Annotated in this window: 16 protein-coding genes and 1 pseudogene; 13 read left to right on the top strand and 4 right to left on the bottom strand. The window is 40.3% G+C overall.

The genetic code is table 11. The features are described 5' to 3' along the window. Positions 1-59 precede the first annotated feature (59 nt). On the bottom strand, positions 60-2,954 hold the full coding sequence (gene rapA / locus PSR9079_RS09905) for an RNA polymerase-associated protein RapA (protein ID WP_149981336.1): 2,895 nt from the start codon (positions 2,952-2,954) through the stop codon (positions 60-62). 295 nt (positions 2,955-3,249) lie between these two features. Between rapA and PSR9079_RS09900 the strand changes: the two are divergent. The 5 genes and pseudogenes from PSR9079_RS09900 to PSR9079_RS09880 form a co-directional block, all read left to right on the top strand. Further along, positions 3,250-4,113: pseudogene (locus PSR9079_RS09900) on the top strand (PIN domain-containing protein); the annotation flags it as partial. A 257-nt stretch (positions 4,114-4,370) separates the two neighbouring features. Then, positions 4,371-5,753, top strand: coding sequence for a PhoH family protein (locus tag PSR9079_RS09895; RefSeq protein WP_149981334.1), 1,383 nt, complete (start codon positions 4,371-4,373; stop codon positions 5,751-5,753). A 192-nt stretch (positions 5,754-5,945) separates the two neighbouring features. Beyond that, positions 5,946-6,308, top strand: a complete 363-nt coding sequence (locus PSR9079_RS09890) for a hypothetical protein (protein ID WP_008109624.1) — start codon at positions 5,946-5,948, stop codon at positions 6,306-6,308. Between the two features lie 209 nt (positions 6,309-6,517). Continuing rightward, positions 6,518-7,552, top strand: a complete 1,035-nt coding sequence (locus PSR9079_RS09885; protein WP_149981333.1) for a hypothetical protein — start codon at positions 6,518-6,520, stop codon at positions 7,550-7,552. Between the two features lie 4 nt (positions 7,553-7,556). Continuing rightward, positions 7,557-7,874: a hypothetical protein gene (locus tag PSR9079_RS09880; RefSeq protein WP_149981332.1), complete on the top strand. Its 318-nt coding sequence runs from the start codon at positions 7,557-7,559 to the stop codon at positions 7,872-7,874. A gap of 92 nt (positions 7,875-7,966) precedes the next feature. Here PSR9079_RS09880 and PSR9079_RS09875 read toward each other — a convergent pair whose 3' ends face one another. Further along, complete coding sequence (locus PSR9079_RS09875) at positions 7,967-8,320, bottom strand: DUF3147 family protein (protein ID WP_149981331.1); 354 nt, start codon at positions 8,318-8,320, stop codon at positions 7,967-7,969. Positions 8,321-8,403: 83 nt separating this feature from the next. On the opposite strand from PSR9079_RS09875, the gene PSR9079_RS09870 reads away from it, so the two are divergent. From PSR9079_RS09870 to PSR9079_RS09835, 8 genes are read left to right on the top strand one after another with little or no spacing between them, the layout of a single operon-like run. Continuing rightward, positions 8,404-8,787: a BlaI/MecI/CopY family transcriptional regulator gene (locus PSR9079_RS09870; protein WP_149981330.1), complete on the top strand. Its 384-nt coding sequence runs from the start codon at positions 8,404-8,406 to the stop codon at positions 8,785-8,787. A gap of 2 nt (positions 8,788-8,789) precedes the next feature. Continuing rightward, the gene (locus PSR9079_RS09865) at positions 8,790-9,779 is read left to right on the top strand and encodes a M56 family metallopeptidase (protein WP_149981329.1); all 990 of its coding nucleotides are present in this window, start codon (positions 8,790-8,792) and stop codon (positions 9,777-9,779) included. Between the two features lie 13 nt (positions 9,780-9,792). Continuing rightward, on the top strand, positions 9,793-11,118 hold the full coding sequence (locus PSR9079_RS09860; RefSeq protein ID WP_149981328.1) for a TolC family protein: 1,326 nt from the start codon (positions 9,793-9,795) through the stop codon (positions 11,116-11,118). Between the two features lie 16 nt (positions 11,119-11,134). Next, positions 11,135-12,367 (top strand): efflux RND transporter periplasmic adaptor subunit, encoded by a 1,233-nt coding sequence (locus PSR9079_RS09855; RefSeq protein ID WP_149981327.1) that lies wholly within the window; start codon positions 11,135-11,137, stop codon positions 12,365-12,367. A gap of 10 nt (positions 12,368-12,377) precedes the next feature. After that, positions 12,378-15,536: an efflux RND transporter permease subunit gene (locus PSR9079_RS09850; protein ID WP_149981326.1), complete on the top strand. Its 3,159-nt coding sequence runs from the start codon at positions 12,378-12,380 to the stop codon at positions 15,534-15,536. Beyond that, complete coding sequence (locus PSR9079_RS09845) at positions 15,526-16,221, top strand: HupE/UreJ family protein (RefSeq protein ID WP_149981325.1); 696 nt, start codon at positions 15,526-15,528, stop codon at positions 16,219-16,221. The genes PSR9079_RS09850 and PSR9079_RS09845 overlap by 11 nt, the downstream gene beginning before the upstream one ends. A 25-nt stretch (positions 16,222-16,246) precedes the next feature. Then, complete coding sequence (locus PSR9079_RS09840; protein WP_149981324.1) at positions 16,247-16,774, top strand: hypothetical protein; 528 nt, start codon at positions 16,247-16,249, stop codon at positions 16,772-16,774. A gap of 37 nt (positions 16,775-16,811) precedes the next feature. Continuing rightward, complete coding sequence (locus tag PSR9079_RS09835; protein WP_149981323.1) at positions 16,812-17,144, top strand: DUF6488 family protein; 333 nt, start codon at positions 16,812-16,814, stop codon at positions 17,142-17,144. Between the two features lie 469 nt (positions 17,145-17,613). Here PSR9079_RS09835 and PSR9079_RS09830 read toward each other — a convergent pair whose 3' ends face one another. Together PSR9079_RS09830 and PSR9079_RS09825 are read right to left on the bottom strand one after the other, a co-directional pair. Then, entirely contained in the window at positions 17,614-18,150 is a 537-nt protein-coding gene (locus PSR9079_RS09830; RefSeq protein ID WP_149981322.1) for a manganese efflux pump MntP, read from the bottom strand. A 139-nt stretch (positions 18,151-18,289) separates the two neighbouring features. Further along, the gene (locus PSR9079_RS09825; RefSeq protein WP_149981321.1) at positions 18,290-21,490 is read right to left on the bottom strand and encodes an efflux RND transporter permease subunit; all 3,201 of its coding nucleotides are present in this window, start codon (positions 21,488-21,490) and stop codon (positions 18,290-18,292) included. Positions 21,491-21,495 lie beyond the last annotated feature (5 nt).

Below are 21,495 nucleotides of genomic sequence, written 5' to 3'. Positions count from 1 at the left end.
ACACCGCGCTTTTTTAAACTTAAAACTTACCGCTTATAACTTAAAGCTCAGCTCCCAAATCAATGTGATACCACAATTAAGCGAATGGCATCTAACTGCAACTGTGCTTTGCCGATATAACTTGTCAGCTCTGTGCGTTGCTTATCGTAGAAGGTAAGTTCTTCTTCACGGATATTAGGGTTGATCTGTTTCAGCGCCGCTAAACGCGCCTGCTCTTCACTGAGCGATTGTTGCATTTGCTCAAGCGCCGCAGTGCGAATGACTTCTAACTTAGTTTGCGCCATTTCTTGGGCGGTTTTAAGCATTGGGTGAATCGCACTTTGTAATGCGCCAGCTAGTTTACTGGCTGTTTGACGGCCTACCGCAGAAAGCTGCTGATTAAAGCCATCAAAGCCGACGTTATCAGCTAAGTTGTTGCTGGCTTTGTCGAGCAAAATACGAATCGGCGTCGGCGGTAAAAAGCGGCCAACTTGCAGCGCTTTTGGTGCCATGGCTGCTGCTACGTAAATTAGCTCAACAAAAAAGGTACCTGGTGGTAATTTTTTGTTTTTAAGTAATGCGACTGACGCAGTACCAAAGTCATCATCACAGATCATGTCTAAGGTGCCTTGCACCATAGGGTGATCCCAGCTGATGAAATGCACATCTTCTTGTGCAAGTGCAGTGTCACGGTCAAATGTGACTGTCATGCCGTCGTCTTTTAAACTTGGGAATGACGGATTTAGCATATGCTCAGTTGGCTTTAAGATAATAGTATTTTCACCTTTGTCTTCTTGGCTAACGCCAAAGGTATCAAACACGTTGATCATATAACTTGGTAGTTCAAATTGGTTGTCTAGTTTTTCAATATCAACAACCAGCGAGTCTGCTGCACCTTGGCCTGATGAGTGTAACTCAAGCAAACGGTCACGGCCGCTTTCCATTTGTTTACGCAGTACTGCGTTTTGACCGGCTACTTGCTCTAGTAATGGCTCTAGCTCGTCTTCATCACAGTTATGGGCGGCAATAAACTCAAGTAGCTCATCTTTAAACTCTTTATACAAAAGTTGCCCGGTGCTTGAGGTGGTTTCAAAGGCATCTAAGCCTTCGTTATACCAACGCAGTAATACTTCTTGTGCGCTGTTTTCAAAGTACGGTACATGGATGTTGATGTCTTGAGTTTGGCCAATACGGTCAAGGCGACCAATACGTTGCTCAAGTAAATCTGGGTTCAGTGGTAAATCAAATAACACTAAGTGATGAGCAAATTGGAAGTTACGACCTTCTGAACCAATTTCAGAGCACAATAATATTTGTGCATTGTCGTATTCATCAGCAAAGAATGCAGCGGCGCGATCTCGCTCAATAATTGTCATGCCTTCATGGAACACTGAGGCTTTAATCGCTTCGCGTTCACGCAGGATTTGCTCAAGGCTGATAGCGGTTTCGGCTTTAGCACAAATAAGCAGGACTTTTTCGCGTTTAAGGGTTTTTAGGGTGTCGATCAACCATTCTACTCGAGGATCAAATTGTCCCCAGCTAGCGCTTTCGCCTTCAAACTCTTGGAATATTTTTTCAGGAAATAGGGCGCGTTGCGCGCTAAGCTCAGCATTTTTAATGCCGCTCATATTGCCCAATACTGAAATTGCCGTTTTATATTGTTTCGGCATCGCCATCGGGTAGGCGTGTAGTTTGCGACTAGGGTAGCCGTCAATGCCGCTACGGCTATTTCTAAACAAAATACGGCCTGTGCCATGGCGATCTAATAACATCGCCAAAATCTCTTTACGGGCCGCTGCATCGCCATTTTGCGCTTGTTCAAGCACCTTACTGATGTCGGTTTCTTTTAACAGCTCAATTAGCGTGGCTTTGGCGTTGTCATCAAGGGCTTGCTGTTGTAATAATTGATTAGCAGCCTCTGCCACATGCTTATAGTTACTTTCTTCAGCAACAAAGGCATCGTAGTCATAAAAGCGATCAGGATCGAGTAACTGTAGGCGCGCAAAGTGGCTGCGGTGACCAAGTTGATCCGGTGTTGCTGTTAATAGTATCAGCCCTGGAATATCTTGGCTAAGCTCAGCCATACGTTGATATTCAGTGCTTGGTTTACCGTTGGTAATACTTAAATGATGCGCTTCATCAACAATCAGTAAATCCCAATCAGCCATTGTTGCTTGTTCAAACCAGCGTTTTTTCTTGGTTAAAAACTCAAGGCTAGTTAGTACTAACTGTTCAGTGTCGAATACATTGGGTGAGTCGGCAAAGGCTTCATCACAACGCTCTTCATCAAAAATTGAAAAGTGTAAATTAAAGCGGCGCAGCATTTCAACTAACCACTGATGCTGTAAGTTCTCCGGCACTACGATGAGTACTCGGCTTGCGCGACCACTGATAATTTGTTGATGTAAAATCATCCCCGCTTCAATGGTTTTACCAAGGCCTACTTCATCAGACAATAACACTCGAGGAGCAAATCGTTTACCGACCTCTTGTGCAATATAAAGCTGATGCGGAATTAAGCTTGCGCGCTGGCCAATCAAACCCTTAATAGGTGATTGTTGGCGTTCAAACTGGTGTTGCCATGTTTGATAGCGCAATGTATAGCGATCAAAGCGGTCAACTTGGCCGGCAAATAAGCGATCTTGTGGTTTATTAAATTTGATGAAGTGATCTAAAAACGTTTCTTTTAATTGTGCTTTTTCACCGTTATCAATACGAGTGCCGTGATAACAAAGTAAATCACCGATAGGTTCAATTGACTCGACTTCAAGTTCCCATTCTTCAACGCTTTTGATCACATCACCAGGATTAAATGCCACGCGGGTAACCGGTGCTTCTAACATTGAGTAAACACGGTTTTCGCCACTGGCGGGAAATAAAATGCTGACCTGACGGCCCTCAAGGGCAACCACTGTGCCTAATCCTAAATCTGACTCTGTATCACTGATCCAACGCTGACCTAAGGAAAAATTCATGTATGTCTCGTCTATGAAGAAAAAGGCGGCTATGTTACCTGTTAGCTAACACCACTGCAAGGTGCGAACCAGCTGACTTTTAATTAATTTAATAACTGTGAATTATTCCTATTAAAGTTGCTGCAATAAGGATTAATTCAAAACAAAAAAAGGTTTGTCATAAAACAGACTTTTATGACATCTAAGCTAAACTTAGAATATACCGAGCAATTAAGTTTTTCAGGGTGAACATTCAACCCGTTTTACTTGATTAGTTGGGTATAGCATAAAAATCATAAAACGTAAGGAAAGTGCTATGGAAAAAGCTTCGAACCTTGATAGTAAAATGTATGTGCTAGATACCAATGTATTGCTTCACGAACCCCTCGCGTATTTATCATTCCAAGAACATGATGTTGTAATTCCCATGACAGTTTTAGAGGAACTGGATCATATAAAAGATCGTAAGCATGATGTTAGCCGTGATGCCCGTGTGGCCATTCGTGGCTTGGATGAAGTACTCAAAGATGCCACACCAGAACAAATGCTCAAAGGCGTCGCTCTACCTAGTAATAAAAAGGCCAAAGCGTCTTCGGCTGGCACACTTATTATTGTTAATGATCATTTATTTGCCGATTCTATCTCAGGTTTACCTGGCAACGAAAATGACCACCGTATTATCAATTGTGCCGTGCACCTACAAAAACAACATCCTAATAGCAAAGTGGTGTTAGTTACCAAAGATATTAATATGCGTTTAAAGGCCAAAGGCGCAGGGCTTAAATTTGTTGAAGATTATCGTACCGATCAGCTGATTGATGATATTGCTTTGCTCTCCAGTGGTTATAAAAAAATTGCTGGCGATTTTTGGCAGCATGTGGGCGAATGTGAAACCGAGCAACATGGTCGTGATGCGTTTCATAAAGTGGCAAAAAGTTTGATCCCCGATGTGTTTTGCAATGAATATTTACTTGATGACAGCGGTCAGTTTGCCGCACGAGTTAAATCTTATGATGAGCAGCATATTATGCTCAAAGATATCGGTGTTGAGCGTTTAATGCATCAGTCGGCATGGGGAGTAAAGCCAAAAAATATTTATCAAGGCATGGCAATGGATGCGTTACTCGATACCGGTATTGAATTAGTTATTTTAACAGGTCCTGCAGGATGCGGAAAAACAGGTATTACTGCAAGCTTTTTTTCAATATTTGTGCAGACCTATCTACAGACCTTATTCTTACTGAATAAATTGAGTATTTATAACAGGCTAAGATCTAATCTCTCTAACATGTCATTAAGTGTGACTTAAAGAATAGAACCATTCATCAATAAATATAAATAACGGATTTAACCTGCAAGAGGCACAAACAAAAATAATAAAGCTAAGGTAAATCTAAAATGCTAATTAATTAAAATCGTTCTCAAAGGAGAACTAAAATGAATAATCCAAGTGAAAACAAAAACCCAAGAGTATTGGATACATCGGCACTAGTTCATGATCCAAAGTCACTTCTTGCGTACAGTGAAGACGTATACATCTGTCTAACAGTTCTAGAAGAATTAGATAACTTAAAAGAAAGAACTAACAAATCGGTTAGTGCTGATGCTCGTGTATGTATTCGTATGCTTGAAGATATAATAAATGGGCACAGTGCAGAAGAGATGGAAGCTGGTATTCCACTGCCTTCTACTGAAACAGCTAAACGAGGAAGACTGTTTATTGGAATTGATACCCAGCTCGATATGGCTAAAGAGTTAAAGCACGGTATTGGAAGTGACGCTGACAATAGAATAATTAACTATGCACTGTATCTTCAGAAGGACTTAGATAAAGACGTAATAATTGTTAGCCGTGACATTAATATGCGCTTGAAAGCTCGAACCGTAGGGGTCATGGCAGAAGACGTTGCCGTAGATAATCAAATATCAGATATTGATCTTTTATACACAGGGGTACAAGCCTTTAAAGGAGATCTTTTTGATCGAATTAAATCAGACAAAGACTTCAAGGTTTCAGGAGAAGTTTATACTTTCCCAATAAGTCTATTTAATGATGAAGTTCAGCCAAACATGTATTGGTACGATGAAGCTGGACACATTGGGCGAATTTCAGAAGTAACAGATACTGAGATATTCACAAAGTTATTGCCTCGTAAACAAGAAAAAGTATGGGGCATTTTGCCTAAAAATCAGCGTCAGGCAGTAGCTTTAAGCCAATTAACAGATCCATATTATGACTTAAATATCATCCTTGGCCCTGCTGGCTCCGGAAAAACTTTTTTAGCAGTTGCTTCGGCGCTGCATCAAGTATTGGAGTTAAAAAAGTACAAAAAAATCGTTGTGGTGCGCTCCAGAGACTTTATGGACGATGATCCGGGGTTTTTACCCGGTGACCTGACAGAGAAATCAATGCCGTTATTAGCAGGTATAACAGATGCGCTTATATCAATGCATTCAGGTGATAACAATGAAGGTAATATTAGTGCAACTGTTGAGCATGTGATCGAAAAAGCCAATATAGAATTTACTAGTATGGCTTACTTCCGAGGTCGTTCAATAGACGATGCTGTTTTAATCATTGATGAAGCTCAAAACATGACTAGAGCGCAAATTAAGGGCATGTTAAGCCGTGGTGGCAAAAATTGTCGCACAATCGTGTTGGGCAACTTAGCCCAGATTGATGATAAGTTTGTCACACCCGCATCTTCAGGTGCTAGCGCGGCTGTTAACGTGTATAGAAACTATGAAAAAGGCTCAGTATTGATATTTGATGAAGTAGAGCGTAGTAGCTTGGCTGAATTCACTGAAAAGAACATGTAGGCATCAAACTACAATTCACATTTCCTTATAATATTGCGACAATAGCCACTGCTTTTTGCAGTGGCTTTTCAGAGAAGCCCGTTCCCACGAAAACAGGACGAAATGGATTTACTCTGAACTAAAAGATTAAATATTCACAAAAACTGAGTGACATAGGTGCGTGGCCTAGCGTTGCCGTTTTTTGGTGTATTGATGTCTTTTAATAAAGAAGACCTGCTAGTAAATATAAAAAGGCAGGCAAAACGATTATCTAAATTATTAACTATTCCCCTTGGACAAGCCCAAGAAGCCCTAGCTATTTGTCTTTACGGCTGTGACAGTTACAGCGATTTACTAGTAAAAATAAAAGCTGAATCCTTTGACAACCCATTGATAGCACTGTCTGCACTCTCACCAAACTCGGAAATATTTTTAGTAAAAATATTAGCTAGCCACCTAGATAGCATTATTGGAAATTTTGAAAAAAAATTTCCCGGCTCCAATATAAATGAAGAGATGGTCGTATCCCTGTTTGGGCTTAGCTTTTCAGAGTTCAAACTCAAAATATCTACCTAAAGTTGTACAAATACGTAAGTTGTCATTTTGTTTTTTGGCGATATTATAATATGAAGGCTGAACGGACAGCCTACGCCTACACATGTTTTTCGCCTTGAAAAACGTGAACAGTGAAGCGGAGCATCCGTAAAAATTTGGTTATTTGAACAATAAATAAAGCAATGTGTTGGTAGGCCATTGTTTGTTCGTTATTTTGTTTGGAGAACTAAATGATTTCACTTGAGCAATTGCATACTAAACTTCAATATCAGACTAAGCTTTTTGCTTGGTTACTTGAGATTCCCGAATTAATAGCAGAAGGTTTATTCGCGAGATGTGTTTATAATTTAGCTAATTTCTCGGCTGCTGAACAAGCCCTGCGACTAGAGTATTCAAAAAATCATCTACATGGGATTTTTGAACATGACTCACTCAAATATCTTTTCATAGGTGAAGTTGATGACGATGAATTGATTGATGAACTTCATGAAGAAATTGAAGTGATGTCGGCAAGAATAGTGTCACTTAATCTTATAGAAAAGCCACAATTGCAAATAATCTCAGCGATTTATAAATCAATGGGGTTACTTGATGAATCTCGGTTTATTGTAAACACAGGCGCTGAATTCCAGTTAAACTGGAAACCTTATTTTAATACGCTGACTGATCCTACAGAAGTGCTTTATGCTGATTTGTTGGTTCATACAAGACCATTTAGATTAGTAGCGACAAAATATCCGCTTAGCAAATTATCTTACGACAATTTAAATACATATCTTTCAAGAAGACTTAAACAAGATAGTAATCTCCATAAGGCTACTTTAGGAGCTGAAAGAAACAAAATAGAGAAACATAAAAATTGGCTTCAGAGCAATTTAAAATGCGCCTTTGGTGATGTATTACAAAATGGTAGTGAGACCCCAGCGTTTTATCACATACGACGTAAGCGATACCTTGTATTTGGTTTTATGTTGCTCTCAGAAAAAGCTAGAAAAGTAGATGAAGAACTACCAAGGTTAAATCTATTGGTCAAAAATACGAAGGAATTTCAGAAATATATTATTAAGATTGAACAACAGTCTTTGGTTTTTGAAACTCACCGCATCAGTTCGTCATTCTCGAATCACGAAGTACTCACAGACATGCAGATTGAGCAAAAGAAAATCTTAATGTCACACACTGATGCTAGCAGTGACTGGTTTGTGTTAAAAGGTAATCGCTTTTCCGTGGGGTTTAGACCGATCAAGGTAAAAGAGGCGGTATAAGCTGATGGAAAAAACATTTTTAGTCGATGTTAGTATTGTTTCTGTTTTTGACAGTATGGGCGCTAATAAGGCTTATTTAGGCGATGTGTTAGCTGGTCAGGTAATCGAAGATGAAACATTTAGATTTCGTCCCTATGAGCAAATTGTTACCTCAATAATTGTTAGCAAAAGATTTGCTGATAACACGATGGAGGTTATCACTCACAACGGTAACTGCTATTCGATAGATGGTAATTTAAAATTATTTGAGATAACACTAGACGAGTTAATAGTGATGAGAAATGGTAGTTATTCTCCAGAGGCAATAATAAGTATGCGATAGCTATAACATAATTTTTGAGTTTAATTTATTCGTCATAAAAAAGTATATGTTTTGGTTACTACACCGTTTTAGGGGAAATCCCTACTTTTAATTTAGGGTATTAATTCTATTCCAAACTGCTTAAGCAATAACGAAAACAGCCAAAAGCAAATTATCGTTATTATTGAGCTGATGAGTAACGATAGCCAAAAACTGTAGCGCTGCATCAGCATGGGGAAAAGTAAAAACATGGGCAATGTGGGAAGTACATACCAAAAAGTGTACCAAGCATGATTGGCTATTTTCTCTGACGGTTGCTTTTCAACATATAACCAAATCATGGCTAAAATTGTGACTGTCGGTAAGGCCACTATTAGTGCGCCTAGTTTATCATTTCGTTTTGCTAGCTCCGATGCCGCGACAATGACCGTAGCGGTGATCAAATACTTAGTTATTAGCCAACCCATATAATGTCCTTAAATGAAAAACCGATTGCCTATCGGTTTTTGTTGTGACAATATAGCCAACGAATTAAATAGAGTAAAGTGTTATGCAGTTAGGTGAACTAGAAAAGTTAGTGCTTCAACATTTCTGGAATGTGAAAGAGGCGGATGCAAAGCAAGTACATAAAGTACTGGGGTTAGCTCGTGGTAATTCGTTAAATACTATCCAAAGTACGCTTGATAGGTTATTTAAAAAAGAATTACTTAAACGCACTAAACAAGGCCATGCGTATTGTTATTCAGCCAGAGTAGATCGTGAAGGCTTAATTGCTCAACTTATTTCAAATGTAACCAGTGACTTTGTTGATGATGGTGAAAATAGCTTAATTGCTGCATTCAGTTCTGCTTCGGCACAGCTTAATGACGAACAACTCGATACATTAGAAAAAATGATCGAGAAACAACGCCAGCTTAGAAAGGAGCTGGCTTAATTATGTTAGTTGGAGATATGGCAATCGTTCTAAATTTGCTCAGTGTTTCAGTGCTTGCATTTGTGATCGGTATTGCAACTGTTGCTGTCGTATCTCGTTTTGTGTTGTTCAAACTCAAACAAGTCAGTTTTAATAGTCAAAAGTTTATATTGTGGTCACTAGTGAGTGCACCTTGGTGGATAGCCTTTTCTTGTATTAGTTACTTTATGCCTTACTCGTTAGGGTTTGATAAAGTTTTTAACATAAGCTGGTTCGAAGATTTTGCCCATTGGCACCATATCGATATTTTTAGCTTTTCAAGTTGGCACGCGTTAACCCTACTTTTAGCACTAATCTATTTAGCTTGGCGCGTAACTAACACTACCTTTGCTAGAACCAAACAGTCCATCGCATTATCGAGTTTACTAAGCTTTACTGATGCACAAAATGCTAGGACGACTAATGGCAATCAATATTTATTGATGCCTGTTAAAGTGCCTGTTGCCTTTACTACAGGTTTTATATCTCCCAAGATATATGTATCAACCGGACTGCAAACCCAAGTTAGTGATGAACAACTTAATATCATCGTTAATCATGAACTGGCTCATGTAACGGCAAGAGACCCGTTATTTAAAGTGCTTTTCGCGGCACTTGCCAGCTTCTATCCGTCACGTATAAAACAAACCCTAATCGAGCAATATGTCTTAATGACGGAAAAGATGGCCGACAATGAGGTCACAAAAGAATACGACCACCTTGATATCGCACAGACATTAATTGATGTCGCTAGACTTCAAAAAGCACTTCCTACGGATTGCGATCAGGCGTCTGTTAGCTACTTCGGACATGATCACACGAGTCTTCGTGTTGAGCGGTTATTAAATCCAATAACTAAACCGTCACTTTCTACTATCATCATAGCACTAGCATTATTGGCAACCATGCCATTACTAGCGGCATCCACTGTCGATAGTTTTCATCACTTTATCGAAACTTTTTTCATCCATTAATTAAGGATAGGGAATGAGATTTAATCTTTATAAAAGCAACGGGAAAAAACCGATCGGCAATCGGTTTTTGGCTGTTGGTCTAGTTTTAACAACGGGGGCTGGTTTAGTAACATCAACTCCCTTTTTGGCTAATGCGCAAATCCAGCAGCAATTACAGTCATCACATCAGGTTATAAATTTAAGCAAGGCTGTGACCATGACTCTACAAAGTCATCCTGAGCTAAAAGCCTTGATAGCTCAAGAAGCTGTGTGGCAAGGTAATATCGAGCAAGCTGGCATTGGAGAGCGTCCTCAAATAGGTTTAATGATTGAAGATGCGTTAGGGACAGGTGAGCATAGCGCATTACAAAGTATGCAATCAACGCTCACATACTCTTGGTTGCTTCAACAAGATCAAATTGATGGCAGAGTTAATGCGGCAAAAAGCCAAGCAAATGCAGTAATAGTAGAGCAAAAAATAAAAGCCCTCGATTTATCTGCGATTGTTGCTAAACAGTTTGTTGAAATCTTGATAAAGCAAGAGCGCTTGAAACTCAATCAATTAGCGGTATCTCAGGCACAGGAAGTGGTTGACGCGATTGCCAAAAGAGTAAAAGCAGGTAAAAGTTCTAATGTTGAAATGCGCTTGGCTCAAGCTGAGTTGGTTCGAAGAAATCTAGCTGTTGAAGATTTAGAGCACGAATTAAAAGCCAGCCATTATCAACTGTCATCCTTATGGGGTAAGCCTCAGGCAGAGCTTAAGTTAACGGGAAATTTAATGCTTAAGCCGGAAATTCCATCTGTAGAAAGCCAGCTAAACAAGCTTAAGCAAATACCGCAAATCCAGCAGTTCGCTAATGAACAACGTATCGCCCAGTCTCAAATGGAACTTGCACGTATTGAAGCAAAACCTCAGTGGCAATTCACTGCGGGATTAAGACGATATGAAACGACCGATGATTTTGGTTTAGTGGCGGGTGTCTCTATTCCTTGGGGGAGTGAAAATAGAAATGCAGGAACAATGGCTGCCTTACGCGCAAAACAAGATGTTCTGGCAAGTCAGCAACAAGCCCTAATGCAGAAACTCGATGCGCAGCTCTATGTGCTATTGCAAGAAATGGCACATTCCCATCATGTCATTGAAACGATTCAATTAGAAATAATTCCCGTACTAGAAACCGCGTTGACGGAAGCCGGTCAAGCATTTGATATCGGTAAGCTGAGCTACAACCAGTGGAGTGATATACGTAGAGAGCTGCTCAGCGCCCAAAATCAGTTACTTGATGCTTATCAATCTTTGCATTTACAACATATTGAAATTCAACGCCTAACTGGCGTGCCCGTTAGTGATAGCGAGTAAAACCATGAGTAAACTTATGAAAAATAAAAATATTCTGTCGTCATTAAGCTTGGCGATTATTATCTCATTCGCAGGTGTCGTCGCACCTAATGCTATTGCAGCATCAACACCTGCGGCAGAGCAAGCTGAACCAGAGAAAGGTCCACACCGTGGGCGCATGTTACGAGATGGTGATTTTGCCATTGAACTCTCTATTTTTGAAACTGGTGTGCCACCAGAGTTTCGTGTTTGGGCGACAAATGATGGACAGCCTATCGACCCAAAGAATGTCGATTTAAACGTAAAATTAATTCGCCTAGGCGATGGCACTGATGATATTAACTTCAATGCTCAAGGTGACTTTCTTCGCGGTGATATGGTGATTTATGAGCCTCACTCTTTTGTTGTTGCCATTGAAGCAACTTATCAGGGTAAAAAGTACAATTGGCGATATGACAACTTCGAGGGTCGCACCACAATTGAACAGGCAGTTGCCGATGCAATGGAAATCAACACTGAAATCGCAGGCCCTGCGACAATTCATCAAACCATACCCGCTTATGGAAAATTAAGTTTACCTGTGGACGCTAAGCGAAACATTGCTGCCCGTTTCGATGGTGAAATCACCAAATTACACGTCAATTACGGTGAAATTGTTAAAAAAGGGCAAACGCTATTCACAGTAGAAAGTAATGAAAGTCTTAAGCCCTACGTTATTAAAGCGCCCATTAACGGTGTTATTACCCAGTTATTCGCAAACGCGGGTGAGCAAACGGGTGGTAAAACCTTACTCACCATTACCAATTTTAATCGCCATATTGCCAAATTAGCGGTTTATCCTTCGGATTATTCCAAGGTTAAACTGGAAACGCCAGTTACGTTAAACATTGAAGGTCATGAGGACCCCCTTGTAGGTGAGGTGTCATTTATTGAACCTAGCGTGAGAGATGATCAGGCAAGAATAGTTTGGGTCGAATTAGAAGGTCGTAACCTTGCCGAAGGCGGCTTCGTAAAAGCTGACATTGAAGTTGCAACCATTGATGTGCCACTGGCTGTAAAGCGTGTTGGCTTACAAGGTTTTAGAGACTTTACTGTTGTCTACGCAAAAGTTGGTGAGCAATACGAAGTACGTATGCTGGAGCTAGGCAGAGCTGGAGGTGAATGGATTGAAGTTCTCGGTGGATTGAAAACGGGAACGGAATACGTGACAGACAATAGCTATATCTTAAAAGCCGACATTGAAAAGTCTGGCGCATCACATGACCACTAGGAGCGTTTAAATGTTGGAATCAATTTTACGCTTTTCAATAAAAAGCAAATTCCTTGTGATGGTAATGGTATTGGCAGTATCTGGGCTTGGTGTATGGAATTTTACGAAGTTACCGATTGACGCTGTACCTGATATCACCAATGTACAAGTGATGATCAATACTGAAGCGGCTGGTTTTACGCCTTTAGAAGTTGAGCAAAGGGTAACCTTTCCGTTAGAAACGGCATTGTCAGGTTTACCGGGGTTAACCTATACCCGTTCAGTTTCTCGATATGGTCTTTCACAAGTCGTGGCAATATTCAGTGATGATACCGATGTCTATTTTGCTCGTCAGCTTGTCAATGAGCGTTTGTCTGCGGCTCGTGCCGAATTACCGCAGGGTTTAGAACCTCAGCTTGGACCTATTGCGACAGGTCTCGGTGAAATTTTTATGTTCACTGTTGATGCTAAACCTGAAGCTACTCATTCGGATGGTTCGCCCATTACGCCAATGGATTTGAGAACCGTCCATGACTGGACCATTAGACCGCAATTGATGCGAGTTCCCGGTGTGGTAGAAGTAAACCCAATCGGTGGTTTTGAGCGTGAAATACTGGTCGCCTTTAAACCTGAGAAGCTACTTGCTTTTGGGCTTTCACAATCCGATGTGGTTGATGCTATCGCGCAAAACAATCAAAACCAAGGCGCAGGCTTTATAGAACAAAATGGAGCGCAATGGCTGCTGAGATTACCCGGTCAAGTTGCGGATATGGAAGCTATTGGCAATATACCTCTCAAATCGTTTGATGGTTCATCTATATATATTAAGGATGTGGCTGATATAGAGAACGGTAAAGGGTTAAGAACGGGCGCAGCTACACAAAATGGTCGTGAAGTTGTCATGAGTACTGTCTTCATGCTGATTGGTGAGAACAGTCGAACAGTCGCTTTCGCGGTTGGTGAAAAGCTAAAAGAAATAAATGCCACGCTTCCAGAAGGTATGGTTGCAAAGGCTGTCTATGATCGCACCAAATTAGTTGATAAAACCTTAGAAACTGTACAGTTAAACCTTGCTGAAGGGGCTATTTTAGTCATTGTCGTTCTATTTGTACTATTGGGTAATTTCAGAGCTGCATTTTTAACCGCGTTAGTGATCCCTTTTGCCATGTTAATGACTGTTACAGGAATGGTGCAAACAAAGGTTAGTGCGAATCTAATGAGCTTAGGTGCGCTGGATTTTGGCTTATTAGTTGATGGGGCCATTATTATTGTCGAAAACTGTCTTCGTAGGTTGAGCCAAGCAGGTAACACTCCATTACCATTAAAAGTGCGTATGGAGTTAGTTTATGACGCGACAAAGGAAGTAATACGTCCAGCATTATTTGGTGTGTTTATTATCACCGCAGTATATCTGCCAATTTTCGCTCTTGAGGGTGTTGAAGGTAAAATGTTCCACCCGATGGCTATCACTGTAGTTATCGCACTACTTAGTGCAATGGTGTTGTCTGTCACCTTCGTACCAGCAATGATTGCCTTGTTATTTAGAAAACCTGTGAAAGAAAAGCACAGTCCTGTCATCCGTGGTGCTGTTGTACTTTATAAACCCGCATTAAAATGGGTGTTACAGGCACGATGGTTTGTGGTCATTGTCGCGACATTATTGGTAGGTTTATCTGGATATCAAGCTACTAAGTTAGGTAGTGAATTTGCGCCCAACTTAGATGAAGGCGACATTGCCATGCATGCGTTGCGTATACCCGGAACCTCTCTAACACAGGCAATCGCGCTTCAAGAATCCTTAGAAGATAAAATTAAGCAAATGCCAGAGGTTGAGCGTGTCTTTACCAAGATAGGCACGGCTGATGTCGCAACAGACGCGGTTCCGCCAAGTGTTGCTGATAATTTTATTATCCTCAAACCTCGTGAGTTATGGCCTGACCCTAATAAACCCAAAGCACAAATCGTTGAAGAGTTAGCTGCTCTTGTTGAAGTTATTCCGGGCAACCGCTATGAATTCTTACAACCTATACAAATGCGCTTTAATGAACTATTGGCAGGAGTTCGAGCTGAGCTAGCCATTAAGGTATTTGGCGATGATTTCGAGACGTTAAACACGCTAGGTGATGAAATAGGTGCCGTTATCACTCAAGTCGATGGTGCAGCAGATATACAAATAGAGCAAACGACTGGTTTGCCTATGCTTAGCCTCGTGCCAATTCGTGAAAAACTGATGCAACTTGGTATTAGCATTGGGCAAGTACAATCTCAAGTGGCTACCGCTATGGGAGGCACAGTTGCTGGTAAGTTTTATCAAGGAGATATACGTTCCGATATTGTAGTTCGCCTAGCGGAATCAAAGCGTAATAATATTGATGAACTTGCTTATTTACCTATTACTTTGCCTGACGGACATTCAGTGCCATTACAAGAGTTAGTTCAAATTGAATTGGTTACTGGTGCTAATCAAATTAACCGTGAAAACGGAAAACGTAGAATTGTAGTAACAGCCAATGTTCGAGGTAGAGATCTGGGGAGTTTTGTTTCCGATATTCAATCTGTGATTGACGAAAACATTGAAATCCCTACTGGTTATTGGGTGGAATACGGTGGCACTTATCAGAAGCTGCAATCTGCATCTAAGCGACTAAGTATCGTGGTGCCTGTCACATTAATCATGATCATTGGGTTACTGATACTCGCTTTAAGCTCGTTTAAAGATGCAATGATTATATTCACAGGTGTCCCTTTAGCACTTACAGGGGGTATCGCTGCCCTGTTATTACGTGATATTCCATTTTCAATCTCGGCTGCGGTTGGTTTTATAGCCTTATCAGGTGTCGCGATCTTAAACGGTTTAGTTATGGTTTCTTTCATCAGAGAGTTACGCAAAGGTGGAATATCGCTAGATGAAGCGATATTTGATGGTGCGCTGACTCGTCTTCGTCCTGTATTAACAACGGCATTGGTTGCGTCATTAGGTTTCATTCCTATGGCGCTAAACACAGGAATTGGCTCAGAAGTTCAGCGCCCATTAGCAACAGTGGTGATTGGCGGAATAATTTCGTCAACGTTATTAACCTTGTTTGTTATTCCTGCCTTATATCGCATAGCACATAAGAATAAGCCACATAAAGAAAATGAGTCACTTTTGACTGACGTTGAGGTTTTGGAGTCACAAGATGCCAAATAACATGATTAAAATATTAACTTATTTGACTATTACACTATTAGCACTTGTTAGCATCGAAGCTTTTGCTCATGGTGTTGATGATAAAACTAGAGTGTTTTTAGAGCAGAATACAGGTGTGCAGTTTATCCCATTTTTATACATAGGCGCTAAGCATATGATTACGGGGTACGATCACCTGCTATTTCTAGTAGGCGTGATTTTCTTTTTATATCGCAGCCGTGACGTACTCTTGTACGTCACCATGTTTACTATTGGACACAGTGCAACCTTATTATTTGGTGTGCTGAGTGACATACAAGTTAATGCTTATTTAATTGACGCAATTATCGGTTTCTCGGTGATATATAAGGGGTTCGATAATTTAGGCGGCTTTAAACGTTGTTTTAATTGGCAACCCAGTACTCAATGGGCTGTGTTGATTTTTGGACTGTTTCATGGATTTGGTTTGGCAACAAAATTACAAGAGTTCCAATTACCAGAAGATGGTCTTATTACCAACTTAATTGCCTTTAATTTGGGGGTTGAGTTAGGCCAGTTTTGTGCTCTAGCTATTATCCTGATCGTTATAAATGCATGGCGAAAGCTACCATCATTCCAACGCTTTTCAACATTGACTAACACTGCATTAATGAGCGCTGGTGTTATGTTGATGGGACTGCAATTAACAGGTTATTTCACCATTTAATAAATTAAAAAGATAAGAGAAATATATGCAACATACAGTAAGTAGTAAGACATTGATTAAAGCGAGTGTATCAGCAGTTTTCGTTGCGGCTATCGCTATAGTCACGCTCATATTGCCAGCCGAATATAATATTGACCCAACAGGTGTTGGTGAAAAGCTTGGATTAACTATTTTAGCGACAGCAGGTGATGAACAACAATCAGTAGCTGATCCAATTGCCAATAAAGGGAGTGATGAGTTCCAAGCAATTGAAGTAACTGTACCTGCGGGACGCGGCATTGAATACAAGTTTTTCATGAAGCAACATGAAAAAATGACCTATGAGTGGTTAACAGACGGTGAGCCTTTGTACTTTGACCTACATGGTGAGCCTGAAGGAGACACAACTGGCTACTTTGAAAGCTATACCATTGCTACTAGTAATGAAATGAAGGGCAGCTATACAACGCCTTTCACTGGCTCACATGGTTGGTATTGGAAAAATAAGACCGATAACGCTATCGGTATACAGCTTATGGTAAAAGGCCAATACGAAGTGATTGGTCTGAAATAATAATTATTTCTTATTTATATAAACTCTGGAGAATGAAATGAACAAAATAATATCGATTATTGCACTATGTACGGCTTTACTAAGCTTAAATGTATATGCACACAGCGATCATGGAGTGATCAGTGGCCAAAAAGCGCTAGTTATTGCAGCAACAGCGATAAACAAAATGACCTTTAAAGATGTTGGTTTTTCCATTGGTAAGCTTGATGATACATGGAAGAGCTTAGAAAAATCGCAGTTTACAATTTCGAGTGTTGAAGATAGCTATTATGTGGTTAGTGCTAATAATCCTAAAAGTGATAAGAAAATCTATTTTAAAATAGCCAAGAATGGTGAAGTATTGGCAGCAAATAACCACAACAATTTCTAATCAAATTTGCTACTGTAGCAAGGTGGAAGTTTCCAAAAAAGGTTCCATCGTTAATTTGGAAACTTCACAAATTTTTAAGCTATTAACAGTATAATTCTGCTACTTTCTTCTCAGAGAACCACTCATATAAAACAAGTAATATAAATAACGTTTACAGTGTTATCGTTATCAAATCACCAACAATAACACTGGCAAGCTGTCGCTGACTTTCAGCGCCAACATTGTTAGATATTAAACCTTGAAAATAAACCTAGCGTAAAAGTTATTACGGTCATTAATACTGGCCTCAATCTAGAGGTTGCGTCCTCAAAAATTGCACTAGATGAGTCAAAACTATCTATGAAATGTTGGTTAATACCTTTGGGGGAATGGAGCTGTAAATGCCCTCCTATTCGAGAAGGGCAAGTTATTGCTTTAGCAAATAAACGATTTAAATTCTTATGTGTAGTGTCAAGTAAAAATACCGGGATTACAGTAACACCTTAAAAGCAATAAGTATTAGTACAATGCCACCTAGTAGCTCTGCCTTACTTTCAAGTAAGGTTCCACTTTTAGAGCCAATATATATACCCAGCCAACTTAAAGCAAAGGTGGTAAAACCGATAGTCAAACAAGCGGTCAGAACATTAACGTCCATTAAGGTTATTACGTAACCTGCGGCCATCGCATCAATGCTTGTTGCAATAGCCAATGTGAGTAAAACGCGGTGAGTGATTTGAGATATGTCTTCTTCAATACCTTCTGCAAATGATTCATAAATCATTTTACCACCGACGCAGAATAACAGGATAAATGCTATCCAAGGCGCATAATCGTCTACCCATGAAGATACGCCTTTGCCACTAAAATAACCAAATAATGGCATGACACATTGAAAAAAGCCAAAGTAAAATGCAGCTTTTAAAGCTAGTTTATTTAAATTAGTTGGTTGTTTAGCACCTAAGCCAACAGACACAGCGAAGGCATCCATACTTAAGGCTAGAGCAAGAATTAAAACGTCAAGCACTTAGTTTTCCTCAAATCTTTACTATCGTCTTTCAAGTTAATATGTTGTGGTTTAGTGATTTTGGCCACTACAGTTAAGATTGTAATCCCACACAAAACGTCACTTAAGTGTGAGATATTCGTTCATTATAAAAATTTTTCTATCTAGATAATTCTTTTATTTTCTTCCTAGAAAACCAACTGTATAAAACAGGCAGCACAAATAATGTTAATAAGGTTGCCGTAATTAATCCTCCGACAATAACACTGGCTAAAGGGCGTTGTATTTCAGCACCAACACCGCTCGACATTAACATTGGGATTAAGCCCAATGCTGAAGTGATAGCCGTCATTAATACGGGTCTTAATCTAGAGGTTGCGCCATCAAAAACGGCTTTGGAGATGTCTAACCCATCTTTAATACGTTGATTGATGCTCTCTACCATTACTACACCGTTTAATACTGCAACGCCGAATAAGGTAATGAACCCCACCGAGCTAGGCACTGATAAGTATTGGTTTGACAAATACAGAGAAAACACACCACCAATCACAGCAAGAGGTACATTGACTAGTATCAACATAGCCTGACCAACGGAGCCAAAGGCAAAGTAAAGCAATAGTGCTATTAACCCTAATGATAAAGGAACCACTATAGCTAACCTTTTTTGCGCACGCTGCTGGCTTTCAAATTGTCCACCAATAGAAATAGAATAACCGGAAGGCAAATCAACCTTTTTAGCTATTATCTCTCTAATATCAGCTACAACACTACCCATATCTCGATTCTGGACGTTTGCTTGAATAACAACTCGCCTTTGTACGTCATCGCGCCTGACTTGCGGTGGGCCAGACTCAAATGAAACGGATGCAACATCACCTAAGCGCACCCAAGCCCCAGTTGGTGATTGAAGTCGAATATCTGAAATAGCTTCTTTGTTTCGACGATATTCTTCTTCCAAACGTACATAAATGTCGTAGCGTTCATTGCCATCAATAATTTGCCCTGCCTCGACGCCACCAATGCCGTCTCGCACAACCTCCATTACGTCGATAACGGACAGGCCAAATCGTGACAATTCTTGTCTATTAGGCTTGATCACTAATTGAGCTTCACCAGCAATTTGTTCTAAAGCGACATCTCTAGCACCATCAACTTCTTTAATAACTGCTTCAATTTCCTGACCTTTATTGGCTAACACATCAAGCTCTGGTCCAAATAGCTTGATTGCTAATTGCGCTTTTACACCTGATAATAATTCATCAACACGAGTGGCAATGGGCTGAGAAAAGTTAAGTAGCAACCCCGGAAACTCTTCCAGTGACCTTTCCATTTTAGCTTGAAGTTCATATCGATTAGAAGCGCTTGTCCACTCAGAAACTGGTTTTAATCCTATATAAATTTCTATGTTGTTCACAGGCTCTGGATCTCCACCTATTTCAGCTCGTCCAATTCTGCTCAGGGCATAAGTTACTTCAGGAAAGGTCATTAATTTTTCTTCTAGAATTGGAGCAACAGTAAGTGCTGTATCTAAACTAGAAGAAGGAGCGAGGGTTGCTCTTAAATTAATCGTCCCTTCCTCTAGCTCAGGAACAAATTCAGTGCCAATAAATGGCACTAATGCAAATGCAGAGATAACTAAAACAAGTGAAGCTGAAATGACTAACTTCGTGCGTTTTAATGCGAAAGTAAGCCCTTTTCTGTAAAGTTTGTCTAAAGGTTTTAGTACGAAACTTTCTTTTTCTCTTACACCAGTTTTAAACAGATAAGTAGCCAGAGCAGGCACAACAAACAAGGCCACCATGATGGCAGATACTACCGCTAAGATGATACTGATTGCCATAGGTTGAAAGAGTTTTGCTTCTACCCCTTCGAAGCTAAATAATGGCGTAAATACCACTAAGATAATAGACGCTGCAAAAAATACCGGACGGGCGACTTCTTTGCCTGCTTCCTTGAGACGCAATTCAATACCGTGATCATCATGCTCAACATCGTGTGGGTCTGTGTCAGAGGCAGAAACTCTAGCGTGAACACTGTCTGAGTGAGTTGAATCTGGCTTATTTAAATGTTTAAACATGTTTTCAACCATCACCACCGAACCATCGACCAACATACCAATAGCCACAGCAATTCCACCCAGTGACATAAGGTTGGCAGAAATACCCCACCAAGCCATGATCATCAAAGCAATGCCAATTGAGATAGGAATTGAAATTAAAACCAAAAAGGTTGCCCGTAGGTTCATTAAGAAAAGCGCCAGTACAATACAGATGAAAACAAAAGCTAATGCTAGTGCTTCAACGACGGTATTAACTGCTTTCTCAATTAAATCAGCTTGATCATAGAAGGGTTCAAAGCGAACGCTTTTTGGAAGCGCTTGATTAATTAGTGGTATTCTTGCATTGATTCCATCAATGGTGGACTTAGTGTTTGACCCCATCCGCTTCAATACAATACCTGAAACCACTTCACCTAGATTCTCGACTTTGCCCTCTGCTGTTTTGCGAGTCATGGTAACAGCGCCTTGTCGAATTTCGCTGCCCATTCCAACTTTTGCTATGTCAGAAACGGTTATTACTGTTCCATCGAAGGTTTTTACTGGTACTTGCTTGATATTACCGATGCCAGCATCTCCACTTTCAAACCACCCCGTACCTCGAATGACCAGTTGTTCTTGGCCTCGATTCATATACCAGCCGCCAACATTGGCATTATTGCTATCTAGGGCAGTGACGACATCTTCTTGGGTTAGGTCGTATTCAAGAAGTTTTGAAGGATCAATGTTTACTTGGTATTGCCTAACGTTGCCTCCAAAAGACAGAACGTCAGTAACACCATCGACGGGCATGATAAGTAGTTTGACAATCCAATCATTGAGACTTCTAAGTGCCATCGCGTCAAAACCAGCGTCTTTATCTGATATCAATAAATATTGAAATACTTGACCTAACCCAGAGGTGTTCGGTCCCATATTCGGTGTACCAACACCTTCTGGGATCAATTCTTTTGCCGCTTGAAGTCGTTCAAAGACAAGTTGCCTAGCAAAGTAAATATCGGTGCCTTCTTTAAAAACGACAGTGACACCAGATAAACCTGTTTTAGAAATCGAACGTACTTGCTCAACATCAGGCAAGGCGTACATCACAGCTTCTATCGGATAAGTAATAAGTTGTTCAACTTCTTCCGCTGCCAATCCGGGCGCTTCAGTATTCACGGCAACCTGAACGTTAGTGACATCAGGGAAGGCATCCAAATTTAACTTTGGAATAACCATTACTGCACTAACAATAGCGGCAAAAAGAGCGATTAAGATAAGGAGTCGGTTGTTTACGGACCAATCAATAATTTTATTAAACATTGTAT

This window comes from Pseudoalteromonas rhizosphaerae (assembly GCF_902498845.1).
In the GTDB taxonomy this organism is placed as follows: Bacteria; Pseudomonadota; Gammaproteobacteria; order Enterobacterales; family Alteromonadaceae; genus Pseudoalteromonas; species Pseudoalteromonas rhizosphaerae.
The sequence above is the reverse complement of the archived record's forward strand: the minus strand, read 5'-3'. Positions and strand labels throughout refer to the sequence as shown.

What these genes read in the sequence shown, in the direction of transcription:
- PSR9079_RS09845 (WP_149981325.1), top strand. Translation starts at nt 15,526, where the DNA reads ATGCCAAATAACATGATTAAAATATTAACTTATTTGACTATTACACTA.
- PSR9079_RS09865 (WP_149981329.1), top strand. Translation starts at nt 8,790, where the DNA reads ATGTTAGTTGGAGATATGGCAATCGTTCTAAATTTGCTCAGTGTTTCA.
- PSR9079_RS09835 (WP_149981323.1), top strand. Translation starts at nt 16,812, where the DNA reads ATGAACAAAATAATATCGATTATTGCACTATGTACGGCTTTACTAAGC.
- PSR9079_RS09870 (WP_149981330.1), top strand. Translation starts at nt 8,404, where the DNA reads ATGCAGTTAGGTGAACTAGAAAAGTTAGTGCTTCAACATTTCTGGAAT.
- rapA (WP_149981336.1), bottom strand. Translation starts at nt 2,954, where the DNA reads ATGAATTTTTCCTTAGGTCAGCGTTGGATCAGTGATACAGAGTCAGAT.
- PSR9079_RS09880 (WP_149981332.1), top strand. Translation starts at nt 7,557, where the DNA reads ATGGAAAAAACATTTTTAGTCGATGTTAGTATTGTTTCTGTTTTTGAC.
- PSR9079_RS09840 (WP_149981324.1), top strand. Translation starts at nt 16,247, where the DNA reads ATGCAACATACAGTAAGTAGTAAGACATTGATTAAAGCGAGTGTATCA.
- PSR9079_RS09885 (WP_149981333.1), top strand. Translation starts at nt 6,518, where the DNA reads ATGATTTCACTTGAGCAATTGCATACTAAACTTCAATATCAGACTAAG.
- PSR9079_RS09825 (WP_149981321.1), bottom strand. Translation starts at nt 21,490, where the DNA reads ATGTTTAATAAAATTATTGATTGGTCCGTAAACAACCGACTCCTTATC.
- PSR9079_RS09860 (WP_149981328.1), top strand. Translation starts at nt 9,793, where the DNA reads ATGAGATTTAATCTTTATAAAAGCAACGGGAAAAAACCGATCGGCAAT.
- PSR9079_RS09850 (WP_149981326.1), top strand. Translation starts at nt 12,378, where the DNA reads ATGTTGGAATCAATTTTACGCTTTTCAATAAAAAGCAAATTCCTTGTG.
- PSR9079_RS09895 (WP_149981334.1), top strand. Translation starts at nt 4,371, where the DNA reads ATGAATAATCCAAGTGAAAACAAAAACCCAAGAGTATTGGATACATCG.
- PSR9079_RS09855 (WP_149981327.1), top strand. Translation starts at nt 11,135, where the DNA reads ATGAAAAATAAAAATATTCTGTCGTCATTAAGCTTGGCGATTATTATC.
- PSR9079_RS09875 (WP_149981331.1), bottom strand. Translation starts at nt 8,320, where the DNA reads ATGGGTTGGCTAATAACTAAGTATTTGATCACCGCTACGGTCATTGTC.
- PSR9079_RS09890 (WP_008109624.1), top strand. Translation starts at nt 5,946, where the DNA reads ATGTCTTTTAATAAAGAAGACCTGCTAGTAAATATAAAAAGGCAGGCA.